At 61.4% G+C, this 17,589-nt stretch carries 19 protein-coding genes and 1 tRNA gene; 9 read left to right on the plus strand and 11 right to left on the minus strand.

The window, feature by feature from the left end:
• The first annotated feature begins 78 nt into the window (after window positions 1–78).
• From CCANI_RS03965 to CCANI_RS03975, 3 genes are read left to right on the plus strand one after another with little or no spacing between them, the layout of a single operon-like run.
• A complete protein-coding gene (locus tag CCANI_RS03965; RefSeq protein WP_246118183.1) occupies window positions 79–1,938 on the plus strand; it encodes a S1C family serine protease in 1,860 nt (619 codons plus the stop codon).
• A gap of 30 nt (window positions 1,939–1,968) precedes the next feature.
• Window positions 1,969–2,523: a MogA/MoaB family molybdenum cofactor biosynthesis protein gene (locus tag CCANI_RS03970; protein WP_146323940.1), complete on the plus strand. Its 555-nt coding sequence runs from the start codon at window positions 1,969–1,971 to the stop codon at window positions 2,521–2,523.
• Complete coding sequence (locus CCANI_RS03975; protein ID WP_146323939.1) at window positions 2,523–2,846, plus strand: hypothetical protein; 324 nt, start codon at window positions 2,523–2,525, stop codon at window positions 2,844–2,846. Before CCANI_RS03970 ends, CCANI_RS03975 begins: the two co-directional genes overlap by 1 nt.
• 1,256 nt (window positions 2,847–4,102) lie before the next feature.
• Here CCANI_RS03975 and mscL read toward each other — a convergent pair.
• From mscL to CCANI_RS03990, 3 genes are all read right to left on the minus strand, one after another.
• A complete protein-coding gene (gene mscL / locus CCANI_RS03980; protein WP_146323938.1) occupies window positions 4,103–4,531 on the minus strand; it encodes a large conductance mechanosensitive channel protein MscL in 429 nt (142 codons plus the stop codon).
• Between the two features lie 112 nt (window positions 4,532–4,643).
• Window positions 4,644–5,246 (minus strand): SAF domain-containing protein, encoded by a 603-nt coding sequence (locus CCANI_RS03985; protein ID WP_186750164.1) that lies wholly within the window; start codon window positions 5,244–5,246, stop codon window positions 4,644–4,646.
• A 93-nt stretch (window positions 5,247–5,339) separates the two neighbouring features.
• Window positions 5,340–5,906, minus strand: coding sequence for a 5-formyltetrahydrofolate cyclo-ligase (locus tag CCANI_RS03990; RefSeq protein WP_186750162.1), 567 nt, complete (start codon window positions 5,904–5,906; stop codon window positions 5,340–5,342).
• 82 nt (window positions 5,907–5,988) lie between these two features.
• On the opposite strand from CCANI_RS03990, the gene CCANI_RS03995 reads away from it, so the two are divergent.
• The 5 genes from CCANI_RS03995 (at window position 5,989) to CCANI_RS04015 (ending at window position 10,375) form a co-directional block, all read left to right on the plus strand.
• Entirely contained in the window at window positions 5,989–6,906 is a 918-nt protein-coding gene (locus CCANI_RS03995) for a UTP--glucose-1-phosphate uridylyltransferase (RefSeq protein ID WP_146323935.1), read from the plus strand.
• Between the two features lie 41 nt (window positions 6,907–6,947).
• Complete coding sequence (gene glp / locus CCANI_RS04000) at window positions 6,948–8,225, plus strand: molybdotransferase-like divisome protein Glp (RefSeq protein ID WP_146323934.1); 1,278 nt, start codon at window positions 6,948–6,950, stop codon at window positions 8,223–8,225.
• The gene (locus CCANI_RS04005) at window positions 8,225–8,905 is read left to right on the plus strand and encodes a GNAT family N-acetyltransferase (RefSeq protein ID WP_146323933.1); all 681 of its coding nucleotides are present in this window, start codon (window positions 8,225–8,227) and stop codon (window positions 8,903–8,905) included. The genes glp and CCANI_RS04005 overlap by 1 nt, the downstream gene beginning before the upstream one ends.
• A 199-nt stretch (window positions 8,906–9,104) precedes the next feature.
• Window positions 9,105–10,157, plus strand: a complete 1,053-nt coding sequence (gene sepX / locus CCANI_RS04010) for a divisome protein SepX/GlpR (protein ID WP_146323932.1) — start codon at window positions 9,105–9,107, stop codon at window positions 10,155–10,157.
• Window positions 10,158–10,302: 145 nt separating this feature from the next.
• Window positions 10,303–10,375 (plus strand) — tRNA-Ala (locus tag CCANI_RS04015).
• 729 nt (window positions 10,376–11,104) lie between these two features.
• On the opposite strand, the gene CCANI_RS04020 is transcribed toward CCANI_RS04015, so the two are convergent.
• From CCANI_RS04020 to CCANI_RS04045, 6 genes are all read right to left on the minus strand, one after another.
• Window positions 11,105–12,262 (minus strand): glycerate kinase, encoded by a 1,158-nt coding sequence (locus CCANI_RS04020; RefSeq protein WP_146323931.1) that lies wholly within the window; start codon window positions 12,260–12,262, stop codon window positions 11,105–11,107.
• Window positions 12,263–12,446: 184 nt separating this feature from the next.
• Window positions 12,447–12,791: a VOC family protein gene (locus tag CCANI_RS04025; RefSeq protein WP_186750160.1), complete on the minus strand. Its 345-nt coding sequence runs from the start codon at window positions 12,789–12,791 to the stop codon at window positions 12,447–12,449.
• Between the two features lie 119 nt (window positions 12,792–12,910).
• Window positions 12,911–13,267 (minus strand): TfoX/Sxy family protein, encoded by a 357-nt coding sequence (locus CCANI_RS04030; RefSeq protein WP_146323930.1) that lies wholly within the window; start codon window positions 13,265–13,267, stop codon window positions 12,911–12,913.
• A 5-nt stretch (window positions 13,268–13,272) separates the two neighbouring features.
• Entirely contained in the window at window positions 13,273–13,632 is a 360-nt protein-coding gene (locus CCANI_RS04035; RefSeq protein ID WP_146323929.1) for a nuclear transport factor 2 family protein, read from the minus strand.
• Between the two features lie 26 nt (window positions 13,633–13,658).
• Entirely contained in the window at window positions 13,659–14,093 is a 435-nt protein-coding gene (locus CCANI_RS04040; RefSeq protein WP_146323928.1) for an SRPBCC family protein, read from the minus strand.
• Complete coding sequence (locus CCANI_RS04045) at window positions 14,086–14,421, minus strand: ArsR/SmtB family transcription factor (protein WP_146323927.1); 336 nt, start codon at window positions 14,419–14,421, stop codon at window positions 14,086–14,088. Before CCANI_RS04045 ends, CCANI_RS04040 begins: the two co-directional genes overlap by 8 nt.
• Window positions 14,422–14,854: 433 nt before the next feature.
• On the opposite strand from CCANI_RS04045, the gene istA reads away from it, so the two are divergent.
• On the plus strand, window positions 14,855–16,204 hold the full coding sequence (gene istA, locus CCANI_RS04050) for an IS21 family transposase (RefSeq protein WP_290211538.1): 1,350 nt from the start codon (window positions 14,855–14,857) through the stop codon (window positions 16,202–16,204).
• Here istA and CCANI_RS04055 read toward each other — a convergent pair.
• Both CCANI_RS04055 and CCANI_RS04060 read right to left on the minus strand, forming a co-directional pair.
• Window positions 16,120–16,872, minus strand: coding sequence for an ABC transporter permease (locus tag CCANI_RS04055; RefSeq protein WP_146325175.1), 753 nt, complete (start codon window positions 16,870–16,872; stop codon window positions 16,120–16,122). The two genes, istA and CCANI_RS04055, sit on opposite strands and share 85 nt — an antisense overlap.
• Window positions 16,869–17,588, minus strand: a complete 720-nt coding sequence (locus CCANI_RS04060; protein ID WP_146325177.1) for an ABC transporter ATP-binding protein — start codon at window positions 17,586–17,588, stop codon at window positions 16,869–16,871. Before CCANI_RS04060 ends, CCANI_RS04055 begins: the two co-directional genes overlap by 4 nt.
• Window position 17,589 lies beyond the last annotated feature (1 nt).

Genomic DNA, 17,589 nt, shown 5'->3' on the forward strand with positions numbered 1-17,589 from the left:
GTCTTTCCGTACCCCCGTTGGTGTTGGTAGCGTTGTCGTAGGCTTTGTCGCAGCGCAGCCCCAGTTGAAAGGTTCATAATGACTGACGCGAACGAATCTCAATCCCAAAACAAGGACGCTCAGGAGCAGGTTTCTCCGAGCGAATCCGATACAGCACAGGGGAGCGAATCCTCCGTTGCTGATGCGGCGCAACCCGCCCCGAGCGAACCGGCCGCACCGGCCGCGGCCGCGGAGGAAGAGGAACCGGCGCTGGAAGACGTTGGGACCGAGGAAACCGTTTCCCTTGAGCGGCCGCAACCAGGTCAAGAGCCTTCTCAGCCAGCAGCTGAGCCACAAAGCCCCGAGTATGTGCCCGTCGCCGATTGGACGGCCGCACCTACCTGGGGCACACCGGATTCCGGCACAGCAGATTCCGGCACGCCAGATACAGGTGAATCGAACCCTGACGCGGACGGGGAGCCACCACAATCCGTACCGCCGATCGCGCCTGGAATCCCGCCGAGCCCCTCGGTGCCGCCGCAGCCTCCCGTCGGGTCGCACCTGCCGCCGAGCGCAGCCCCAACCAGCGCGTTTGCGCAGCAGGTAGCCCCCGGCATGATGGGTATCCAGGCCGCCGCGCCGCAGGCAAGCATCCCGGAGAATCCGTACTTGCGTAACCGCCACGGGCAGCAAGGGCAGCCTGGGGGTGGGCAGGGTGCGGCGTCGAAAAGCACGGATGACGCGCCGGCATACAACTCTCCGCTGAGCGGAAACCAACAACCGGCAGGAAACGTACCACCGCAAATCTCGGGAGCGACACCGCCCCCCGTACCACCTGTTGCGCCACCGCCCGCCGTCGCCGACAATGGCGCGCAACCCGCGCCTGCGGAGCCGCCGAAGAAGCAAAAACGGACCGTGGGCATTGGAACGCTTGCCGCATTGATGCTGGTAGCCGCCATTGGTGCCGGTGCAACCACCGGTGTTGTGCTGGCATCGCGTCAAGGCTCCGTAAGCGATACTATCAGCGCGCTCAACGAAGCGCCCGCGCAACGCAGCGGCCTGTCGGAACCCGGCAATGTTTCCGAGGTAGCCAAAAACGTGCTGCCCACCGTGGTGTCCATTTATGTGGCGAACAACACTGAAGGCGGCACCGGGTCGGGTTCGATCATTTCTTCGGACGGCCATGTGCTGACCAATAACCACGTGGTGCAGCTGGCCAAAGACGGCGGCAAAATCGAAGTGCTGCTCAACGACGGCTCTATCTACGAAGCCGACGTGGTGGCCGGGGACGTGGAGACGGACGTTGCCGTGATTAAAATCCGCGACGTGAGCGACCTGCCGGTGATTACTTTTGGTAACTCCGACGAAGTAGTGGTGGGTGATTCCGTGCTCGCCGTGGGCGCCCCGCACGGGTTGACCGCCACCGTGACCTCCGGAATTGTTTCCGCGCTCAACCGCCCAGTGCGCATCGGCGATGAAAGCGGCGAAGTGTTTATCGACGCCATTCAAACCGACGCCTCCATTAACCCCGGCAACTCCGGTGGGCCACTGGTGAACATGCAGGGTCAGCTCATTGGCGTGAACTCGATCATCTACAGCGAGACGCAGGGGTCCGTGGGGCTTGGGTTCGCTATTCCGGCGAATCAGGCGCGGCGATACGCCGATCAGCTCATTAAAGACGGCAGCATTAGCCATCCGAAGATTGGTGTGCGGCTGGACCAGCGCTACCCAGGGCCGGGCGCGCTTATTGCCCGCGTGGAGCCGAATTCCCCGGCGGAAAAGGCTGGAATCAGTGCTGGTGATTTGATCGTGCAGGTTGGTGACCGGCGGATCGGCGAAACAGATGCTGTGATTGCTGCGATTCGCGCCCTAGATTTCGGAGAAACTGTCACACTGAAAGTAATGAATCCGGATTCAAAGGAAACACGGGACGTTCAAGTCACGCTTCCTCAACAGTAGTATCCCGAGTTACGGAAAGGGCACCACACCATGGACCACGTGATTTCTTCCTTATCCGACCTCAACGATCCCGACCCAGAGGTGCTGCGGGCGGAGGAAAACGCCCAGGCGTCGCACTCGCTGCGCCGCGCCCTTGTGGTGCTCGTTGCCGACGATCTGTATACCAGCGGCGAGGACACCGACCGGTTGGTTACCGAACTCCTGCACGAAGACGGCTTTACCGTCGACGCCGTGGTTAATGTCGAATCCACGCGGATTGATATCCGCCAGGCCATCGAAACCGCCGTGGTAGGCGGGGCCGACCTGGTGATCACCGTCGGCGGCGTCGGCGTAGGCCCCCGCGACAAAGCCCCAGATGCGACGAGGTCCGTGCTGGACATGATCCTTCCCGGCATCGCCCAAGCGCTGCGCTCCTCCGGATTGGCGTGCGGCGCGGTAGATGCCTGCACCTCGCGCGGCATCGCCGGGGTCTCCGGTTCGACCGTGATTGTGAACCTAGCGCCCTCGCGCGCGGCGATCAGGGACGGCATGGCCACCCTCGGTCCATTGGTGCACCACGTGATCGACCAGCTTCGGCGCGGCTAATGGTTGCGAGCACCGGCGGGTCTGGGGCGTCGTCGGGTGAGGCCGCTGGGCGTGGGGAAGGGGCGTCGGACCGGCCGGATCGGTGTGATCGGCGCCAGCACCGGCGCCGGCGGGCCGTCCGCGAATGCCAGACCCCGGGTGTGGACAAAAGCCCCGATCTGCCAAGCAAAGCTTCGCGGATCGGCGCTCCGCGAGCTGCGTCGGAAGGATACGAGCAGCGCGGATACGAGCGCGGCGGATCGGCCGCCGACCTAGAAACTCACGGCGGCTTCAGCGAGGACTTTTGGCGCTCCGAAATGCCGCCGCACTGGGGGAAGAGTTAAAAGCACTGCAAGGGATGTGAAAGCCCTGCACACCGCGGGGAGGGGATGTGCGGGGCGGCAGTAAGGCGCCTGGATTGCACAGGTTAAATACGACAGCACGCTGGGGATGTGCTGGGCCTCGTTCTTTTGGGGTGAATTTGCTGCGCACACGGGCTTGCGAAACCCCGGTCAGGCAGATTCGACACGCCGACCGCCGCGCGGTGATGTTTCCGCAGGAACGCGAAACCGCCGTGTCAGATCTGCCTGAGGCAAATCCGCCAGGGCCGATGGCTCGGGCAGATTCGCACTGTGCGCGGGTGGTTCGGATTGTGGACGTCTAGGTGTTACGCACGCTGCGCGCCCAGACTCTGGCGGTTGGGCTTCGTCGTTGGGGTGGTTTTGCTGTGCACGCCGGTCCGCGAAACCCCCGGTCAGGCAGATTCGACACGCCGACTGCCGCGCGGTGATGTTTCCGCAGGAACGCGAAACCGCCGTGTTAGATCTGCCTGAGGCAGATCCGCACAGGCCGATGGCTCGGGCAGATTCGCACTGTGCGCGGGTGGTTCGGGTTGCGGACGTCTAGGTTTTATGCACGCTGCGCGCCCAGACTCTGGCGGTTGGGCTTCGTCGTTGGGGTGGTTTTGCTGTGCACGCCGGTCCGCGAAACCCCCGGTCAGGCAGATTCGACACGCCGACTGCCGCGCGGTGGCGTTTCCGCAGGAACGCGAAACCGCCGTGTTAGATCTGCCTGAGGCAGATCCGCACAGGCCGATGGCTCGGGCAGATTCGCACTGTGCGCGGGTGGTTCGGGTTGCGGACGTCTAGGTTTTATGCACGCTGCGCGCCCAGACTCTGGCGGTTGGGCTTCGTCGTTGGGGTGGTTTTGCTGTGCACGCCGGTCCGCGGAACCCCCGGTCAGGCAGATTCGACACGCCGACTGCCGCGCGGTGGCGTTTCCGCAGGAACGCGAAACGGCCGTGTTAGATCTGCCTGAGGCAGATCCGCACAGGCCGATGGCTCGGGCAGATTCGCACTGTGCGCGGGTGGTTCGGGTTGCGGACGTCTAGGTTTTACGCATGCCGCGCGCCCAGGCTTCGGCGGTTGAGCTTCGTCGTCGGGGTGGTTTTGCTGCGAACGCCGGTCCGCGAAAACCCCACGCCGAGACGCGAAAACCCCACGCCGGACGCGAAAACCCGCACACCGAGAGACGCGAAAGCCCCGCACGCCGGGGAGGGGTGCGGGGCGGAGGTTAAGGCGCTTGGTGGCCTAGGCGCGGGTCAGAATGGATTCTTGGTTGCGCCTGCGCTGGGGTTGCCTTCCTTGAGCAGATCGCGGATTTCGGAAAGGAGTTCCACCTCGATCGGGACTGGGACGTCTTCTTCCGTCTCCACCTTCTTGCGGGCGTCTTGCAGCTCCTTCAGCTTGTTCATGGGCAGCACCAGCACGAAGTAGACAACCGCTGCGATAATGAGGAAGTTCAAGGCGGCGGTGATTACCTTGCCAAAGTCCATAAACGTTGCCGGGTTTGATGTGATCTGGAAACCAAGGCCGGAAACATCGGCGGATCCGAGGGCGGCAATCGCGGGATTAATCAGGTTATCGGTAAAGGCCGTGACGATTGCGGTAAATGCACCGCCGATAACCACGGCGACAGCCAGGTCGATGACGTTGCCGCGCATGATAAAGTCTTTAAAGCCCTGAAGCATAACAGTCTCCTCAAGAATTTGGTGGCAAAAATATACGAGATGCTTAGGTGAGTCTCAGAGAAAGCGTTATTTGAGAAACGTGCCCGAAGGACATGGATAACCTTAGCGGATGTTATGGTTCTGGGTCCATTCTTATTTGAGATTTGTTCGCGCGAGGCCCAGTAATTACCACCGTGAGAGGAGTATTTAGGGAGGCGCCGGCAACGCTATGCGCGGCGGATTGTGGCAAGGCAACGAGTATTGTGGAGTTGTTTCTTTGAGTTTCGCTTTCCATTGAAATGCCATCCGAAACTACCCTCCCACCTGCGGCAATAACGCGCGGAGAATGCTCGTCCTGGCCCTGGGAGACGATATTCACGGTATCTCCGTGGTGTAACAGCGGAATGATTGTGGGATCCGCAACTACAACCGGAACCATCGTCGGCGGGTCATCCTCGCGGGCGATTGTGTTACTGCTCACTAATTCGGTTGTGAGGGCGTTACCCAGGATCCGCGACGGGGTAATTACCTCCTTTTTTCGAATCGTAGTGGCCGCAATGCTTCCCACGATTTCCTCGGCAGATTGAAACGTTCCTTCGGGCCGCAGAATATCCGGAACGGATTCCAGCGAAATCGCCTCCGCCGTTATTTCGGAACCCGCCGAAATATCTTGAGCTGCGATTAATACCCGCGAATTCGGATCCGCCAGACTGTGAAACGTTAAGGCAATTGCCATGGTTAGCAGGATAAATGCAGCGATCCGCCGGAGGTCCCGCGACCGCCGCCAACCCGGTGTGCTCAGTTGTGGCAGCGCAAATTTCATACCCTCTTAGACGTCACGCGAGCATCGCACGGTTCCCTCAGCGGTAAATATTCGGTCCATCAAGACATCGTGCGGTTCGAACTCGATATCGTCCAGCACTTCCCATGGGTGCAGCACTACCGCCAGCTCGCAAACGCTTCGGTCCAGCCCCGCCAATGCGCGATCATAAAACCCGCCGCCGCGCCCCAAACGCACCCCGCCCGGCGTGCAGGCCAACCCCGGCACGAGCACCAATTCGCAGCTTGCGAGCACATTATTGCCCCAGGGGGCTTCTCGCGGCTCGGGGATATTAAAGCGTCCGCGTCGCAAATCCGAGGGCGCCGTGTAGGTTCCCCACGTTAGTTGGCGTTGTGCGGCAATGGCGGGGAGGTACAGGGTTTGGGTTGCGGAAGTCAGGGCGTCGATAAGCGCGAGTCCGCCTCCAGGTTCGGTTGCGGTGGGCACGTAGGCGGCGGCGGTGGCAATACCGTGCGCGGCGATATAATTGCAGATGTGCGCAATGAGTGGCTGGGGGTCCGCAGTTATTGCCGCGCGCCGCGAAAGTAGGTTGTGCCGTAACAATGCCTTAGACATGGGTTTGACCATAATGAAAACACACCCAGAATTGTTGCAATTGTACGCGGTGTTGCTATTGGGGTCGGTAGGCTTAAGTTTTATGACCCTCTCCATTAGCGATCATAAACATGCAGTAAAGACGGTCGTGGTCCCCGCTGCAGGCCTGGGTACGCGATTCTTGCCGGCGACAAAGACGGTGCCGAAGGAATTGCTGCCCGTGGTGGACACGCCCGGCATCGAAGTCATTGCCGAGGAGGCGGCAAGCTTGGGCGCCACGCGGTTCGCCGTGATCACCGCCCCCCGGAAGCAGGGGGTGCTGGCGCATTTCGAGCGCAACATTGAGCTGGAGGAAACGCTCGCCGCGCGGGGGAAGGACGAGCAGCTGGCCAAGGTAAAACGAGCTTCGGAATTGATTCACGCCATCCCCGTGGAGCAGCCGCGTCCGCTGGGCCTGGGGCACGCGGTGGGGCTCGCCGAAAGCGTGCTCGACGATGATGAGGACGTGTTTGCGGTGATGCTGCCCGACGACCTGGTGCTGCCCATGGGCGTCATGGAAACGATGGCGGATGTGCGCCAGGAATACGGCGGCTCCGTGTTGTGCGCGTTCGATGTTCCGCTCGACGAGGTGAGCAACTATGGCGTGTTCGATATCGAGGAAAGCGAGCACGAGGATGTGAAACGCGTCACCGGTATGGTGGAGAAGCCGGAGCCGGAGGAGGCGCCGTCGACGTACGTTGCCACCGGGCGCTACCTGCTGGACCGCGCGATTTTCGACGCCCTGCGCCGCATCACCCCAGGTAAGGGCGGAGAATTGCAGCTCACCGACGCCATCGAGTTGCTGATCAAAGAGGGCCACCCGGTGCATATCGTGGTGCACCGCGGGAAGCGCCATGACCTGGGCAATCCCGGTGGCTATATTCGCGCGTGCGTGGACTTCGGTTTGGATCACCCCACGTATGGGCCTGGGTTGCAGCGTGCCATTGCCCGGATGCTGCGCGAACGCGGTATAACGTTGTAATTCGAACACTGCACACTAGTTCGCCTTACAAGGAGGGGCACATGCGTTCTGTCGAGGAGCAATTGGTGCTGGTGACCCGCGCCGCTGTCACCCCCGAACCGGTGCGCATCGCCATCTCCGAGGCCCTCGGCTTGATGTGTGCGGAGGAAGTCCAGGCGACGCGCCCGCTGCCCGGGTTCGCCCAGGCCGCCATTGATGGTTACGCCGTGCGCGCCGTCGACGTGGGAGGGGAACGCCCGTTGGCCCCTCGCGCGTCCGAGGAATCCGAGGAGCGGCCGAAGCTGCGCGATGTATCCTTGCCCGTGGTGGGCGAGGTGGCGGCGGGTTCCCAGCAGCCATTGCGTTTGCAACCGAAACAGGCCGTGCGTGTGCATACCGGCGCTCCCTTGCCCGCGCTTGCCGACGCCGTGCTCCCCCTCGAATGGTCCGATCGCGGCTCCCGGCGGGTGGTGGCTCAGCGCCCCGTGCGTTCGGGCGAATTCGTGCGCCGGGTCGGCGACGATATCCAACCTGGCGACGTAGCGGTCACCCCCGGGGCGTTGCTGGGGCCGGCGCACATCGGCTTGTTGGCGGCGGTGGGGAGGTCCAAGGTGTTGGTGTATCCCCGGCCGCGCGTGTCTATCTTGTCGGTGGGGCATGAGCTGGTGGATATCGAACGCGAACCGGGATTAGGCCAGGTATTCGATGTGAATTCCTATGCATTGGCCGCGGCGGGGCGGGAGGCCGGCGCGGATGTGCACCGCGTGGGCATCGCGGCGGGCGAGCCGCGGCGCTTGCGGGAAATCGTGGAAGGCCAATTGCTGCGCAGCGAGGTCATTGTGATCGCCGGCGCGGTGGGTGGTTCGAGCAGCGAGCCGATCCGCAAGGTCTTGGCCGAGATGGGCGATATCGATATCACCCGCGTGGCCATGCACCCCGGCTCGGTGCAGGGCTTTGGCTTGCTTGGCGAGGAAGGCATACCGGTATTCCTGCTGCCCAGCAACCCGGTGTCCGCCTTGGTGATCTTTGAAACCTTTGTGCGCCCGCTGATCCGAATGTCCTTGGGCAAGCGCAACGCCACGCGGCGGATCGTGCGCGCCCGCGCCTTGAACCGCGTGGAGTCCCGGAAGGGGCGGCGCGGTTTGATCCGTGCGCGCCTAATGCGGGACGCCGAAACCCACGATTACCTGGTGGAAGGCTTTGGCGGCGCCACGGGCGCGCCCGCGCACCTATTAGCGGGTATGAGCGAGGCGAACGCCATGTTGCGGATTCCCGAAGACGTGGTGGAGATTCGCCCCGGTGATGAGGTGGATGTGATCTTCTTGTCCCAGAGCCGATGATGGTGCGAGCCTTTCGGCGCGGCCAGACTCGCGCACCCAAGACCCGGCATCCGCGGCACCCCGGCTGGCCGGAGGCAACGCCCGAGGTGCGCTTGCCCGACTATGCAATTGTTCGATTGCGGCCCTTGGCGCTGCGCGATGGTTCCGCGTGGCGGGCGCAGCGCATCAGCGACCGTCAATTCTTGGAGCCGGTGGAGCCGACCGTGCCCGGCGGTTGGAAGAGCGCACATTCGAAAGCCGCGTGGGTGGGCACGTTGCTTTCCCTGCGCTCCTCGGCGGACGCCGGCGTGGCGCTTCCGCTGGCGATCGAACTGGATGGCCGCTTCGTTGGCCAGGTGACCATGGGCAATATCCAACACGGCGTGGTGAGCGATTGCTGGGTGGGCTATTGGGTGCATTCCTCGGTGACCGGCCGCGGCGTGGCTACGGCCGCGCTGGCGCTCGCCCTGGACCACGCGTTCCTGCGGGTGGGTGTGCACCGCGTGACCGCCACGTACCTTCCGGAGAACCTTGCCTCCGGGAAAGTCCTGGAGCGGTGCGGCTTCCGTACGGAAGGTTTTTTGAGACGCAATATTCACATAAATGGCGAATGGAGGGATCATCACTTAGTGGCCATCACTGACGATGATTTCACACAAAGTGCCGTAAAACGCGTGCGTGAATCCGGCCGAATCCTGTGATTGAAAACTGCTGCTGAGCTGGAAAGATAAGTACTTTTCAGGCTTTGCAAAGGTGGTTTCTTATTCGATCAAAGGTGTCAAACTTGCCAAGTATTGTGTGCTAAAAAACCGGCGTGGCATCGCAGCACCATTCGACTAGACCGCTAGTGTTAACGGGTAACTGAAGTGACTGATGTGAAAAGACGGAAGGGGTACCCGAGTGTCCGGAGGATTGGTGATCGGACTCATCGTGGCAGTCTGGCTGTTTGTGCTTGCGCCTCTAGTGTTGCGCGGCCAGAAGCCGATCAGCCGCGCTGGCGACGCATTCGACGACACCCGTGTCGTCTACGAGGGTGGCAGCGGAGACATAGAGCAGCCGCGCCGCCGGCCCCGCCTGGCGCGCCGCGCAGAGGCCGAAGCAGAAGACCTAGAAGAGCTAGAAGAGACTTTCGAAGAGCCCGAGGTGATTATCGAGGGCGAGCCGACCCATAGCGTGCGCGCCCGCCGACTCCTCGCCGCAGTCACCGGCAAGCGCGACCGCGAGCAGCCGGAGGAAATCGAAGAGGAATTCCAAGCGGAGCTCGCGGAAGAGGTGGCCGCCCAGGACGCCGCCGAAGGCGTCACCGAGCGCGTGGAGCTCGCCGACGAGTGGGAGGATGGCGACGAGCCCTATGGCTACGACGATGCCTACACCTCGCCCGCCGATTACCTGCACCCCGCCGCAGACGAAGACGAGCCGGTGGACTACTTCGACGAGTCCGAAGCCTACGCCGACGACGAACAAGAGCTCGAACTCACCGAGGAGGACCGGGCGTTTGCCGAACGTCGCCGTGGCCGCGGGGGCTACGACCCAGTTGCCGACGCCGCGAACCGCACCAGCCGCTACCAACGCCGCCAGCGCACCTTTATGATCCTGATCGCCGGATTGGTGATTACCACGATCATCGGTGCCATCGTCGGCGGCATGGCATGGATCGCCCCGAGCATCGCCGCGAGCTTAATCGTGATCTACCTGTTCGTTTTGCGCCAGCAGGTGCGCGCCGAAAACCAGCTCCGCGAACGGCGAATCCGCCAACTCCGCCGCGCCCGCCTCGGCGTCCGCAACGCCCACGACGAGGAACTAGGCATCCCCGCGCGGCTCCGCCGCCCCGGTGCCGTGGTGCTGGAAGCAGACGATGAAAGCCCCGACTTCGAATACCTGGAATACACAAGGTCCTCCGATTACTACACCGACGATGACTATGACTACCGCACCCCGCGCCGTGTTAGTTAGCGTTCGCGTCTTGTGGGTTAGTGCCCGCGCGATTGTGAGCTAACGCCCGCGCCGTCGTGGTCTAACGCCCGCGCGGTGCCCGAAAACGCCTGCTAGGCTGCAGATTTTTATCCGGCAGCCAGCAGGCGTAAACTTTACAACCACTGGGGCTATGGCGCAGTTGGTAGCGCGTCTCGTTCGCATCGAGAAGGTCAGGGGTTCGATTCCCCTTAGCTCCACTCCTTAGATAAGGCCCGTACTTTTGCCATCTTTGATGGCTTCGGTGCGGGCCTTGTTGTTTGTTATGGACTTGTTTGGGTGAATACGGCCCGCGTTGTGGTGCGACACCACATATAACGAAGCGTTTGGCACCGGATTACATAGTCGCCGCCTACGGTGGCCTCCGCTTCGCCATCAAAGTCGAGCACGTCGGGTACGATTCGAAACAGCTCCGCGTGAAACGCTGCTTCATATCTGCTATTCATCGTGTGCAAATGTGCCTGAGGCAGATCCTTCACGGCCGCATTTTCCCAGGTAAATCCGATTCGAAAAGCAAGGCAGATCCTACGGAGGCAGGCAGATCGTACATGGCTGTTTCCTGCGGGCTTTGGTGGCGCACAATCGATGTCGTTTTCACGGTTTCGGCACGCGGTCGTCACCTATCGCGGCAGCAACAACGAGTTGATCCTGGCGGTATTTTTTAGGCGTTCATGCTTCACTCAAACGAGCACCGTGAATGGGGGACTCCGAGATCATCGACACTGAGCACCCGAATCTGGGCCCACTGACTAGCGCACCAAAAAGTCAGGGCGCAGTGGGTGAGGCATTGGACTTCGAGCTAGTTGTGCTGGACCTAGTGGAGGAGTTCGGCTGCCCGACCGGATTCAGGGCTGCAGGCCGGGCCAGGTTCTACCGATTGCCGGGTACCGGAGCCTTCGGGGTCGGCTGAAGGCCGTGTTGCTACTTCATTATGCGGGGCACGAATTGCCCCATGTCGCGCCCGCTGCAAGAAGGCGCATGCAGGTTGCGACGGAGCGTTCGAGGTTTTCGGGGGCTTCGGTGAGAGCTGTGTTGAGATCACTCACTGCTTGGAGGATGGGGACGATGGCGATGAAGCCGTGTTCGAGTAGTGCGTCTGCCGATGGGTCGACACGGCCGGCGAAGGCGATCACTGGGATGTTTGCGGCGCGGGCGAGGCGGGCCACGCCTGCGGGAGTTTTGCCGGAGAGGGTCTGGGCATCTATGGCGCCCTCTCCTGTGAGAACGAGGTCGGCACCCTCGAGCTGCTTACTCAGACCCACGGCTTCGGCGACGAGCCCGACCCCCTCACGTTGATGAGCGCCCAGCGCGAGCAGTGCGAAGCCGATCCCGCCAGCTGCACCCGCACCCTTGTGGTCGCGTACCCGGTGCCCGACGGCTCTCTCGAGCGCCGTGGCGTACACCTCGAGGGCGTGATCTAGACGAGGGATCTGTTCCGGGGAGGCACCTTTCTGCGGCCCGAAGACGGCACTTGCTCCCTCTGGGCCGAGCAGCGGGTTCGTGACATCGCAAGCGAGATCGATCCGGACTCGGGATAGGCGCGGATCAAGCTCGCTGAGGTCGATCTGGTCGACATGCTTGAGGGCGCGCGGCTGCGGAGGGAGCTCGTTGCCGTCGGCGTCTAGGAGTCTCGCGCCGAGCCCGGTGAGCATCCCGGCGCCGCCATCATTGGTGACGGAGCCACCAAGACCGACGATTAGGCGCTTCGCACCAGTCTCAAGAGTGGCGGTGATTAGGTCGGCGACACCGCGCGACGTCGCAAACTCTACGTCACGTTCTTTTGGAGCGATGAGATCGATGCCCGCGGCCGAGGCGATCTCGAGAACGACGGTCGACTCCGCCTCGATCAGACCGATGGTGCCGAGGATAGGACGTCCTAAAGCGTCCACGGTGGGGATGTCAAGCAGCTGGCCCCCCAGGGCGTCGACAATTGCGCCCGTGGTGCCCTCGCCGCCGTCAGCCATCGGCACCAGAGTGCATGCGGCGTCTGGGTGCACCCGCTGTACTCCCCGCTGCATGGCTTGGGCAGCCTGAAGCGCCGTCATCGACTCCTTGAAGGAGTCCGGCGCGAGCACGATCTTCCTCATCGGGGTTCCTCACTCTCCGTTACCTCTAATGTACTGTGCTGCGGCCCAGCTCGGTTGGACGTGAATTCGACGCTCATGCGCTCGTATTCGGTCACGTCGTGGTTTCCGCGGCGTCGAGAGTGGGGCGGGTCATAGCATGTCTTGACGGATGCACCTAGCTTTTAAGGCTGCTTGTAAGCATTGCCTATTCAGGCTTCTGGTTACTTGACTCCGCAAGCCAGGCGGTGACTCTGCGGGCGGATTCATCGTCGCTGAGATCTTCGACGCGAGTTATGACCGACCATCGGATACCGAAGGGATCGCGAATCGAGCCGAACCGATCACCTGATACAAAATTCGCAATCGGCTCACGCAGGAACGCACCGCGGGCGATAGCAGCCTCGACGACACGATCGACATCCGGTACGTAAATGCCCAGAGAAAACTGGGTGGTTTCCTCATTAGGGTCGGACGGGATGAGGTTGTATTCCTCGAGCCCCTCGCCCAGCGGTCCGAAGTCTGCGGCAAGTTTTTCGATCAACGCTGCCATGGGTGCCTTCTCGTCTTGCTGCCATCTATCCCGGTTGGCTTTCTAAAAGCTTTTCGAGTTGTCGCGGCTGAGGTCGGTGAAGGACTCAAATGGGCCCGTTTGGAAGCCACTGAAGTCGTTTATGACTGGGCACCTGTGTTGGTGCGGTTGTAGATTAAGGCGGTGCTAAGCCAGGAGGCGAGGTGGTGGTCGTCTTCGAGCGCTTCGGGGTAGACGGAGATCCAGCCACGGCCCATGGTTCTCCCCGCACCCATCTCGGCTTGAGCGGCACCTGGCTGGTTCAGCAATGACTCGTGGTTGGTGGGGTCGACGCGGACTAGGAGGTTGCCGTCCTTGCCGACGCTGACGATTATTTTGTTGTTGACCATGATCGCGCGACCGCCGAACATCGACACTTCACGCACGTCGGGCTCGGCGACAATCAGGTCATGTACCCGCTGCAGGAGAGCGTGTTGCGGCGGGGTTGGAGCAGCCATCAGTATCAACCTTGGGCGGGTGGGCGGTAGGAGAGCGGGTCGAAGATCAGCACGCTGTCGACGATTTTGCCGTCATGGACCGTGAAGCACTCAGCGGCTGGTGTCGTGTCGGTGGTCGCGGTCTGTGGGTAGTAGAACAACGCCACACGATCACCGTCTGCGAACTCGGCAATGTCGCTGATCCCGGTCAGGTTGGGCGCGAAGGCAGCAATATAGTCTTGGTAGGCCTGCTTGCCGTTCAGATCGACGCCGGGGGCTCGGCAGGTAATATCGTCGGCAACATAGGACATGGCGGTCTCGATGTCGCATGTGGTCCAGGCCCGGTGGTAGCTCGTGACGATGTCATAGGGAGTCGGTGATGTCATGCGTGGGGTTCCTTTCGTGATCCGTGTCAGTTAGTGAGAGGACGCCAGTGGTCGGGGCCCGCGTCGAGGCCTGCACCAGCCAAGCGCAGGCGTGGTAGGAAGTTAGCCCAACCATCAGTGTGGCCACGAACGGCAACCTCCGGCAGGTTGAAGTGCCGTAGATCGACACGGGTTCCCGTCGCGGTCGGGGTCAGCTCGAACTCGACTATGGAGGCCCCGGCCGGAAGTTCATCGTTGCCGGGGAAGCCCCACGAAACCACTACGCGTCGGTGCGGTTCGAGCGCTAGATACTCACCGCGGACGGGGTAGCCGGCAATGTCGACGGCGAACTGGCCGCCGGGAGTGGGGTCAAGATCGGCATACTGACCCATCCATGCCGTCATGCCCTCGTTTGTCGTGAGGTACGCGAACACAGTCTCAGGCGATGCCGCGATCTCGATCCAGTCTCGAAACTCAGCCATGTTGGTCTGCTTCTCGCTGTTCGATGACGGACTTCAATGCAGCCAGCTTCCCAGGCCAGAAGCCATTCAAATACGACTGCACAGCCGCTAGGCCGTCCGTGTTCAGCGCGTACAGGTGACGAGTACGATCAGCCGTGATCGTGGCCAGACCCGCACGTTCTAACGTTCGCAGGTGGTGGGAGGTCGTCTGCTGCGACAAGCCCACCACCTGGGCCACCTTGCCCACTGGCTGGGGGTCTGAACGGATGACCTTCATGATCGCGCGACGGTTGGCGTCGGCCAGCGCGCGCAACGCTAAGTCAACATCGATTGCCTTTGCCGTGCCCACTTGTCACCTCCAAATTTCGTGAACCACGATAACACAAATGAATATTTGTACTCAAGTACATGTGAATACCGACGCTAGAGGTGCTCTATATTCAGGCGAACCCAGTGGCGTTGGTGTTGCAGACGCGGAGGCGGTCTCCGTCGGGGTTGGTGGCGACGAACGAGTAGCCAAACGCGAAGGTGGTGGTTTCCAGCGTGATGGGGAAGCCGAGCGCTGTCCAGTTGTTGTGGACCTAGTCGACGTTGTCGTGGGTGGAATTGGCAGGTATTGGTTGAGGTCCGGGTGGAGGAACCAGCTTTTTGGTAAGGGGTTTGGACGTAGCTGGTAAGGCGATTATTCGTTGTTGGTAACCCTGTTTTTCGGGATTCTTGACAGTGGCGGCGGCTAGATTCGATGTCGCCGTGACTGGCTCCTTGATTGTGGGGAGAGTTCATTGTCCGAGAAATTCGGGAAGATCATTGGTTTGATCTTGGACGGGTTTACGGTCGCGGATATTACGTCGTTGGTGTCGTGTTCGAACCGGGACGTTTCTGCTGCTCGTAAGATCATTGCTGCTGAGGGGATTACTAGGGAATCGTTTCGGTCGTTGTCGCAGGATGATATCGATGCGTTACGGCCTGATGGACGTAAGGTTGTTTCGCAGAAGTATGACCAGCCGGATTTTGCTGCGGTTGTGCAGGCTTTGCGGAAGTATCCGCACCATACGGTGGGTCTTGCGTGGGAGAATTATTGTGCTGCACCGCCTGCCCGGGAGGGTTTGGCGAAGTATTCGTACTCGGCGTTTTGCTCGCAGTTTTCCCGTTTTGCTGGGAAATCGTCGTTAGCGGCCGTGTTGTCGCATAAGCCGGGTTATGCGGTTTTTGTCGATTGGGCAGGTGATTATGCGTATCTTGTTGATGCTGTGACCGGGGCAAAGTCCCCGGTTCATTTGTTCGTAGCAACGTTGCCGCATTCCGGGTTGATCCATATTTCGGCGTGGCTGAATGAGAAAATGGATGCGTGGGTCGGCGGGCATATTGCCGCCTTTGAGTATTTCGGGGCGACTCCAAAGTTGTTGATTTCCGATAACGCCCGCACCGCCACCGTGCCACGTCGCGATGGGAACCAGACCATCAGGGCTGTGACCGATAGGTACGCGCGAGTGTGTAAGCATTACGGTTTGGCGGTCTTTCCCACCGATGTGTGGTCACCGACGCAAAAAGGGGCTGTCGAAAATTCCGTGGGGATCTCCTACCGGCGGGTTCTGGGATATCTAGAGCAGGAAATCTTTCATACCCTCGCCGAACTGCGCGAGGCACTTGCTGAGCGTGTCGAGGCGCTGAACAAGGATTTCACCCATGCCGATGGCACTACCCGGTATGAGATCTTCGTTGAAGATGAGTTGCCGGTTATGACCGCCTTGCCCAAGGAGCCGTATTCCGACGTGGAGTACCTCGAGCGCACCGTCCAACGCAATATCTGCGTTCAAGTCGACAAGCACTTCTATTCTGTGCCGTACAAGCTGGTCGGCAGGAAGGTCATGGTCAAGCTCACCAGGGGCTCGGTCATGGTCATCGACAACAATAACGTCGTAGCAACGCATACGCGTGTCTACTCCCGCCGTCGACGTCACATCATCGATGATGCCCATCGTCCGCCAGCGCATGCCCATGTCAAGAACCTGTGGACAGCCTCATCCGCACTTCCTTTGGTCGCAGGTTATCGGTCGAGTTGGAGGCGTGACCAAGCGACGCAGGTGAGCGTCACAAACACAAGAGGAACGGCTAAAGTCAGCCCGAGCTGAGTCGCGGTGACTACGCTACCGTTGGACATAGCCCAGAGCGCGGGAGCGGCGAACGGCATCCAGCCGCCTGCTCCGGCAAGGGCGCCAACTTGGGCGATGACGACGAGTGCGATCGTGCAGCCGACCGCCGCGGGCAGCGAACGAGTGAGCGTAGCAACCCAGGCAACCGGTACAGCAAGGCCCGTGGAGAGCACCCCCAGGATGAGTAGTCTCCCAAGCGCCGCCCAGACCTCGGCACTCGGCGGGCCGTAGGAGAAGGCGAGCCCGAGAATTAATACCCCGAGCGTGAGCGCAACGCTGACGGAGATGGCCCACAGCGCGTACACTGTCAGCTTCGCCAATGCGATCTTGGCACGACGCACGGGTAAGGCGAATAGGCCAGTGATGGTGCCATCCGCAAACTCGCGGCCGAAGATCCAGGCGAGCACGATCCCGAAGCCGAGGATGCTGACAACAGCGATGATCTGCGCAGCCCCAGCAAGGAGGCCGTTCCAATCTAAAGTGGCCGCAGGACCAGCCTTTGCGATCAACTCCGGGTTCCCACCCGCAACGCCAGCGGTGATGCCACCGAGCAGGGCGAAGACACCGAGCACAATGGCCAGGGCGGCAATCACCCCGATTGGTGAGCGCATCAGTTTTAGGGCTTCGATCTCGATGGCAACTTTCATCGCACGGCCTCCACGCTCAGTCGTCGTTCGTCGTCCTGGCGGATGCGCTTGAAAAACGCGCGTTCCAGGTCATTCCCGGTGGTGTCGAGTTCTCCGATGAGTCGCCCCGCGTTCATCAGCAACACGCGATTGGCGATGCGGGCAACCTCGTCGAGGTGGTGGCTGCTAACAAGGATCGCTGCACTATGCTGAGCGCGATGGATCAGTTGTTCGCGCAACAGAATCACAGAGGCGGGGTCGAGTGCGTTGCTCGGCTCGTCCAGTACGATTAGCCGGGGATCGTGCTGCATAGCGGCTACCAGGCCGACTCGTTGCCGGTTTCCCAGAGAGAGGTGGCGGAACCTGCGATCGGCGACTGGATCGAGTCCCCACGCGGCGAGAGATTTCTGCACGCGGCTGGGGTCTGCCTCGCGCAGGAGGCAGGCGATGCGGAGGTTCTGCCGTACGGTCAGTTCGGGATAGGCTAGCGGCACCTCCATGAGTGCACCTACCTGCGCCCAGGCCCTAGCAGGCACTGTGTCTAGAGGGTGCCCGAGAACGCTTGCTGAACCTCGTTGCGGGCGAAGCATCCCCAGCGACAGTCGCATCAGCGTCGTTTTCCCTGCACCGTTCAGTCCAACTAGGGCGACAATCTCTCCCGGCTCGATGGTGAACGTCAAATCACTCACACCCACGCCGCCAGGGAATACGCGGCTGACGTTCTTAAACGTGATCATG

It is taken from the genome of Corynebacterium canis (genome assembly GCF_030408595.1).
GTDB classification, from domain to species: Bacteria; Actinomycetota; Actinomycetes; order Mycobacteriales; family Mycobacteriaceae; genus Corynebacterium; species Corynebacterium canis.

Coding starts and splice junctions, on each gene's coding strand:
- CCANI_RS04005 (WP_146323933.1), top strand. CDS start 8,225: ATGGTGCGAGCCTTTCGGCGCGGCCAGACTCGCGCACCCAAGACCCGG.
- glp (WP_146323934.1), top strand. CDS start 6,948: ATGCGTTCTGTCGAGGAGCAATTGGTGCTGGTGACCCGCGCCGCTGTC.
- CCANI_RS04025 (WP_186750160.1), bottom strand. CDS start 12,791: ATGGCAGCGTTGATCGAAAAACTTGCCGCAGACTTCGGACCGCTGGGC.
- CCANI_RS04040 (WP_146323928.1), bottom strand. CDS start 14,093: ATGGCTGAGTTTCGAGACTGGATCGAGATCGCGGCATCGCCTGAGACT.
- CCANI_RS04035 (WP_146323929.1), bottom strand. CDS start 13,632: ATGACATCACCGACTCCCTATGACATCGTCACGAGCTACCACCGGGCC.
- CCANI_RS04060 (WP_146325177.1), bottom strand. CDS start 17,588: ATGATCACGTTTAAGAACGTCAGCCGCGTATTCCCTGGCGGCGTGGGT.
- CCANI_RS03995 (WP_146323935.1), top strand. CDS start 5,989: ATGACCCTCTCCATTAGCGATCATAAACATGCAGTAAAGACGGTCGTG.
- CCANI_RS04030 (WP_146323930.1), bottom strand. CDS start 13,267: ATGGCTGCTCCAACCCCGCCGCAACACGCTCTCCTGCAGCGGGTACAT.
- CCANI_RS03975 (WP_146323939.1), top strand. CDS start 2,523: ATGGTTGCGAGCACCGGCGGGTCTGGGGCGTCGTCGGGTGAGGCCGCT.
- CCANI_RS03985 (WP_186750164.1), bottom strand. CDS start 5,246: ATGGCAATTGCCTTAACGTTTCACAGTCTGGCGGATCCGAATTCGCGG.
- mscL (WP_146323938.1), bottom strand. CDS start 4,531: ATGCTTCAGGGCTTTAAAGACTTTATCATGCGCGGCAACGTCATCGAC.
- CCANI_RS03970 (WP_146323940.1), top strand. CDS start 1,969: ATGGACCACGTGATTTCTTCCTTATCCGACCTCAACGATCCCGACCCA.
- CCANI_RS04055 (WP_146325175.1), bottom strand. CDS start 16,872: ATGAAAGTTGCCATCGAGATCGAAGCCCTAAAACTGATGCGCTCACCA.
- CCANI_RS04020 (WP_146323931.1), bottom strand. CDS start 12,262: ATGAGGAAGATCGTGCTCGCGCCGGACTCCTTCAAGGAGTCGATGACG.
- CCANI_RS03965 (WP_246118183.1), top strand. CDS start 79: ATGACTGACGCGAACGAATCTCAATCCCAAAACAAGGACGCTCAGGAG.
- CCANI_RS03990 (WP_186750162.1), bottom strand. CDS start 5,906: ATGTCTAAGGCATTGTTACGGCACAACCTACTTTCGCGGCGCGCGGCA.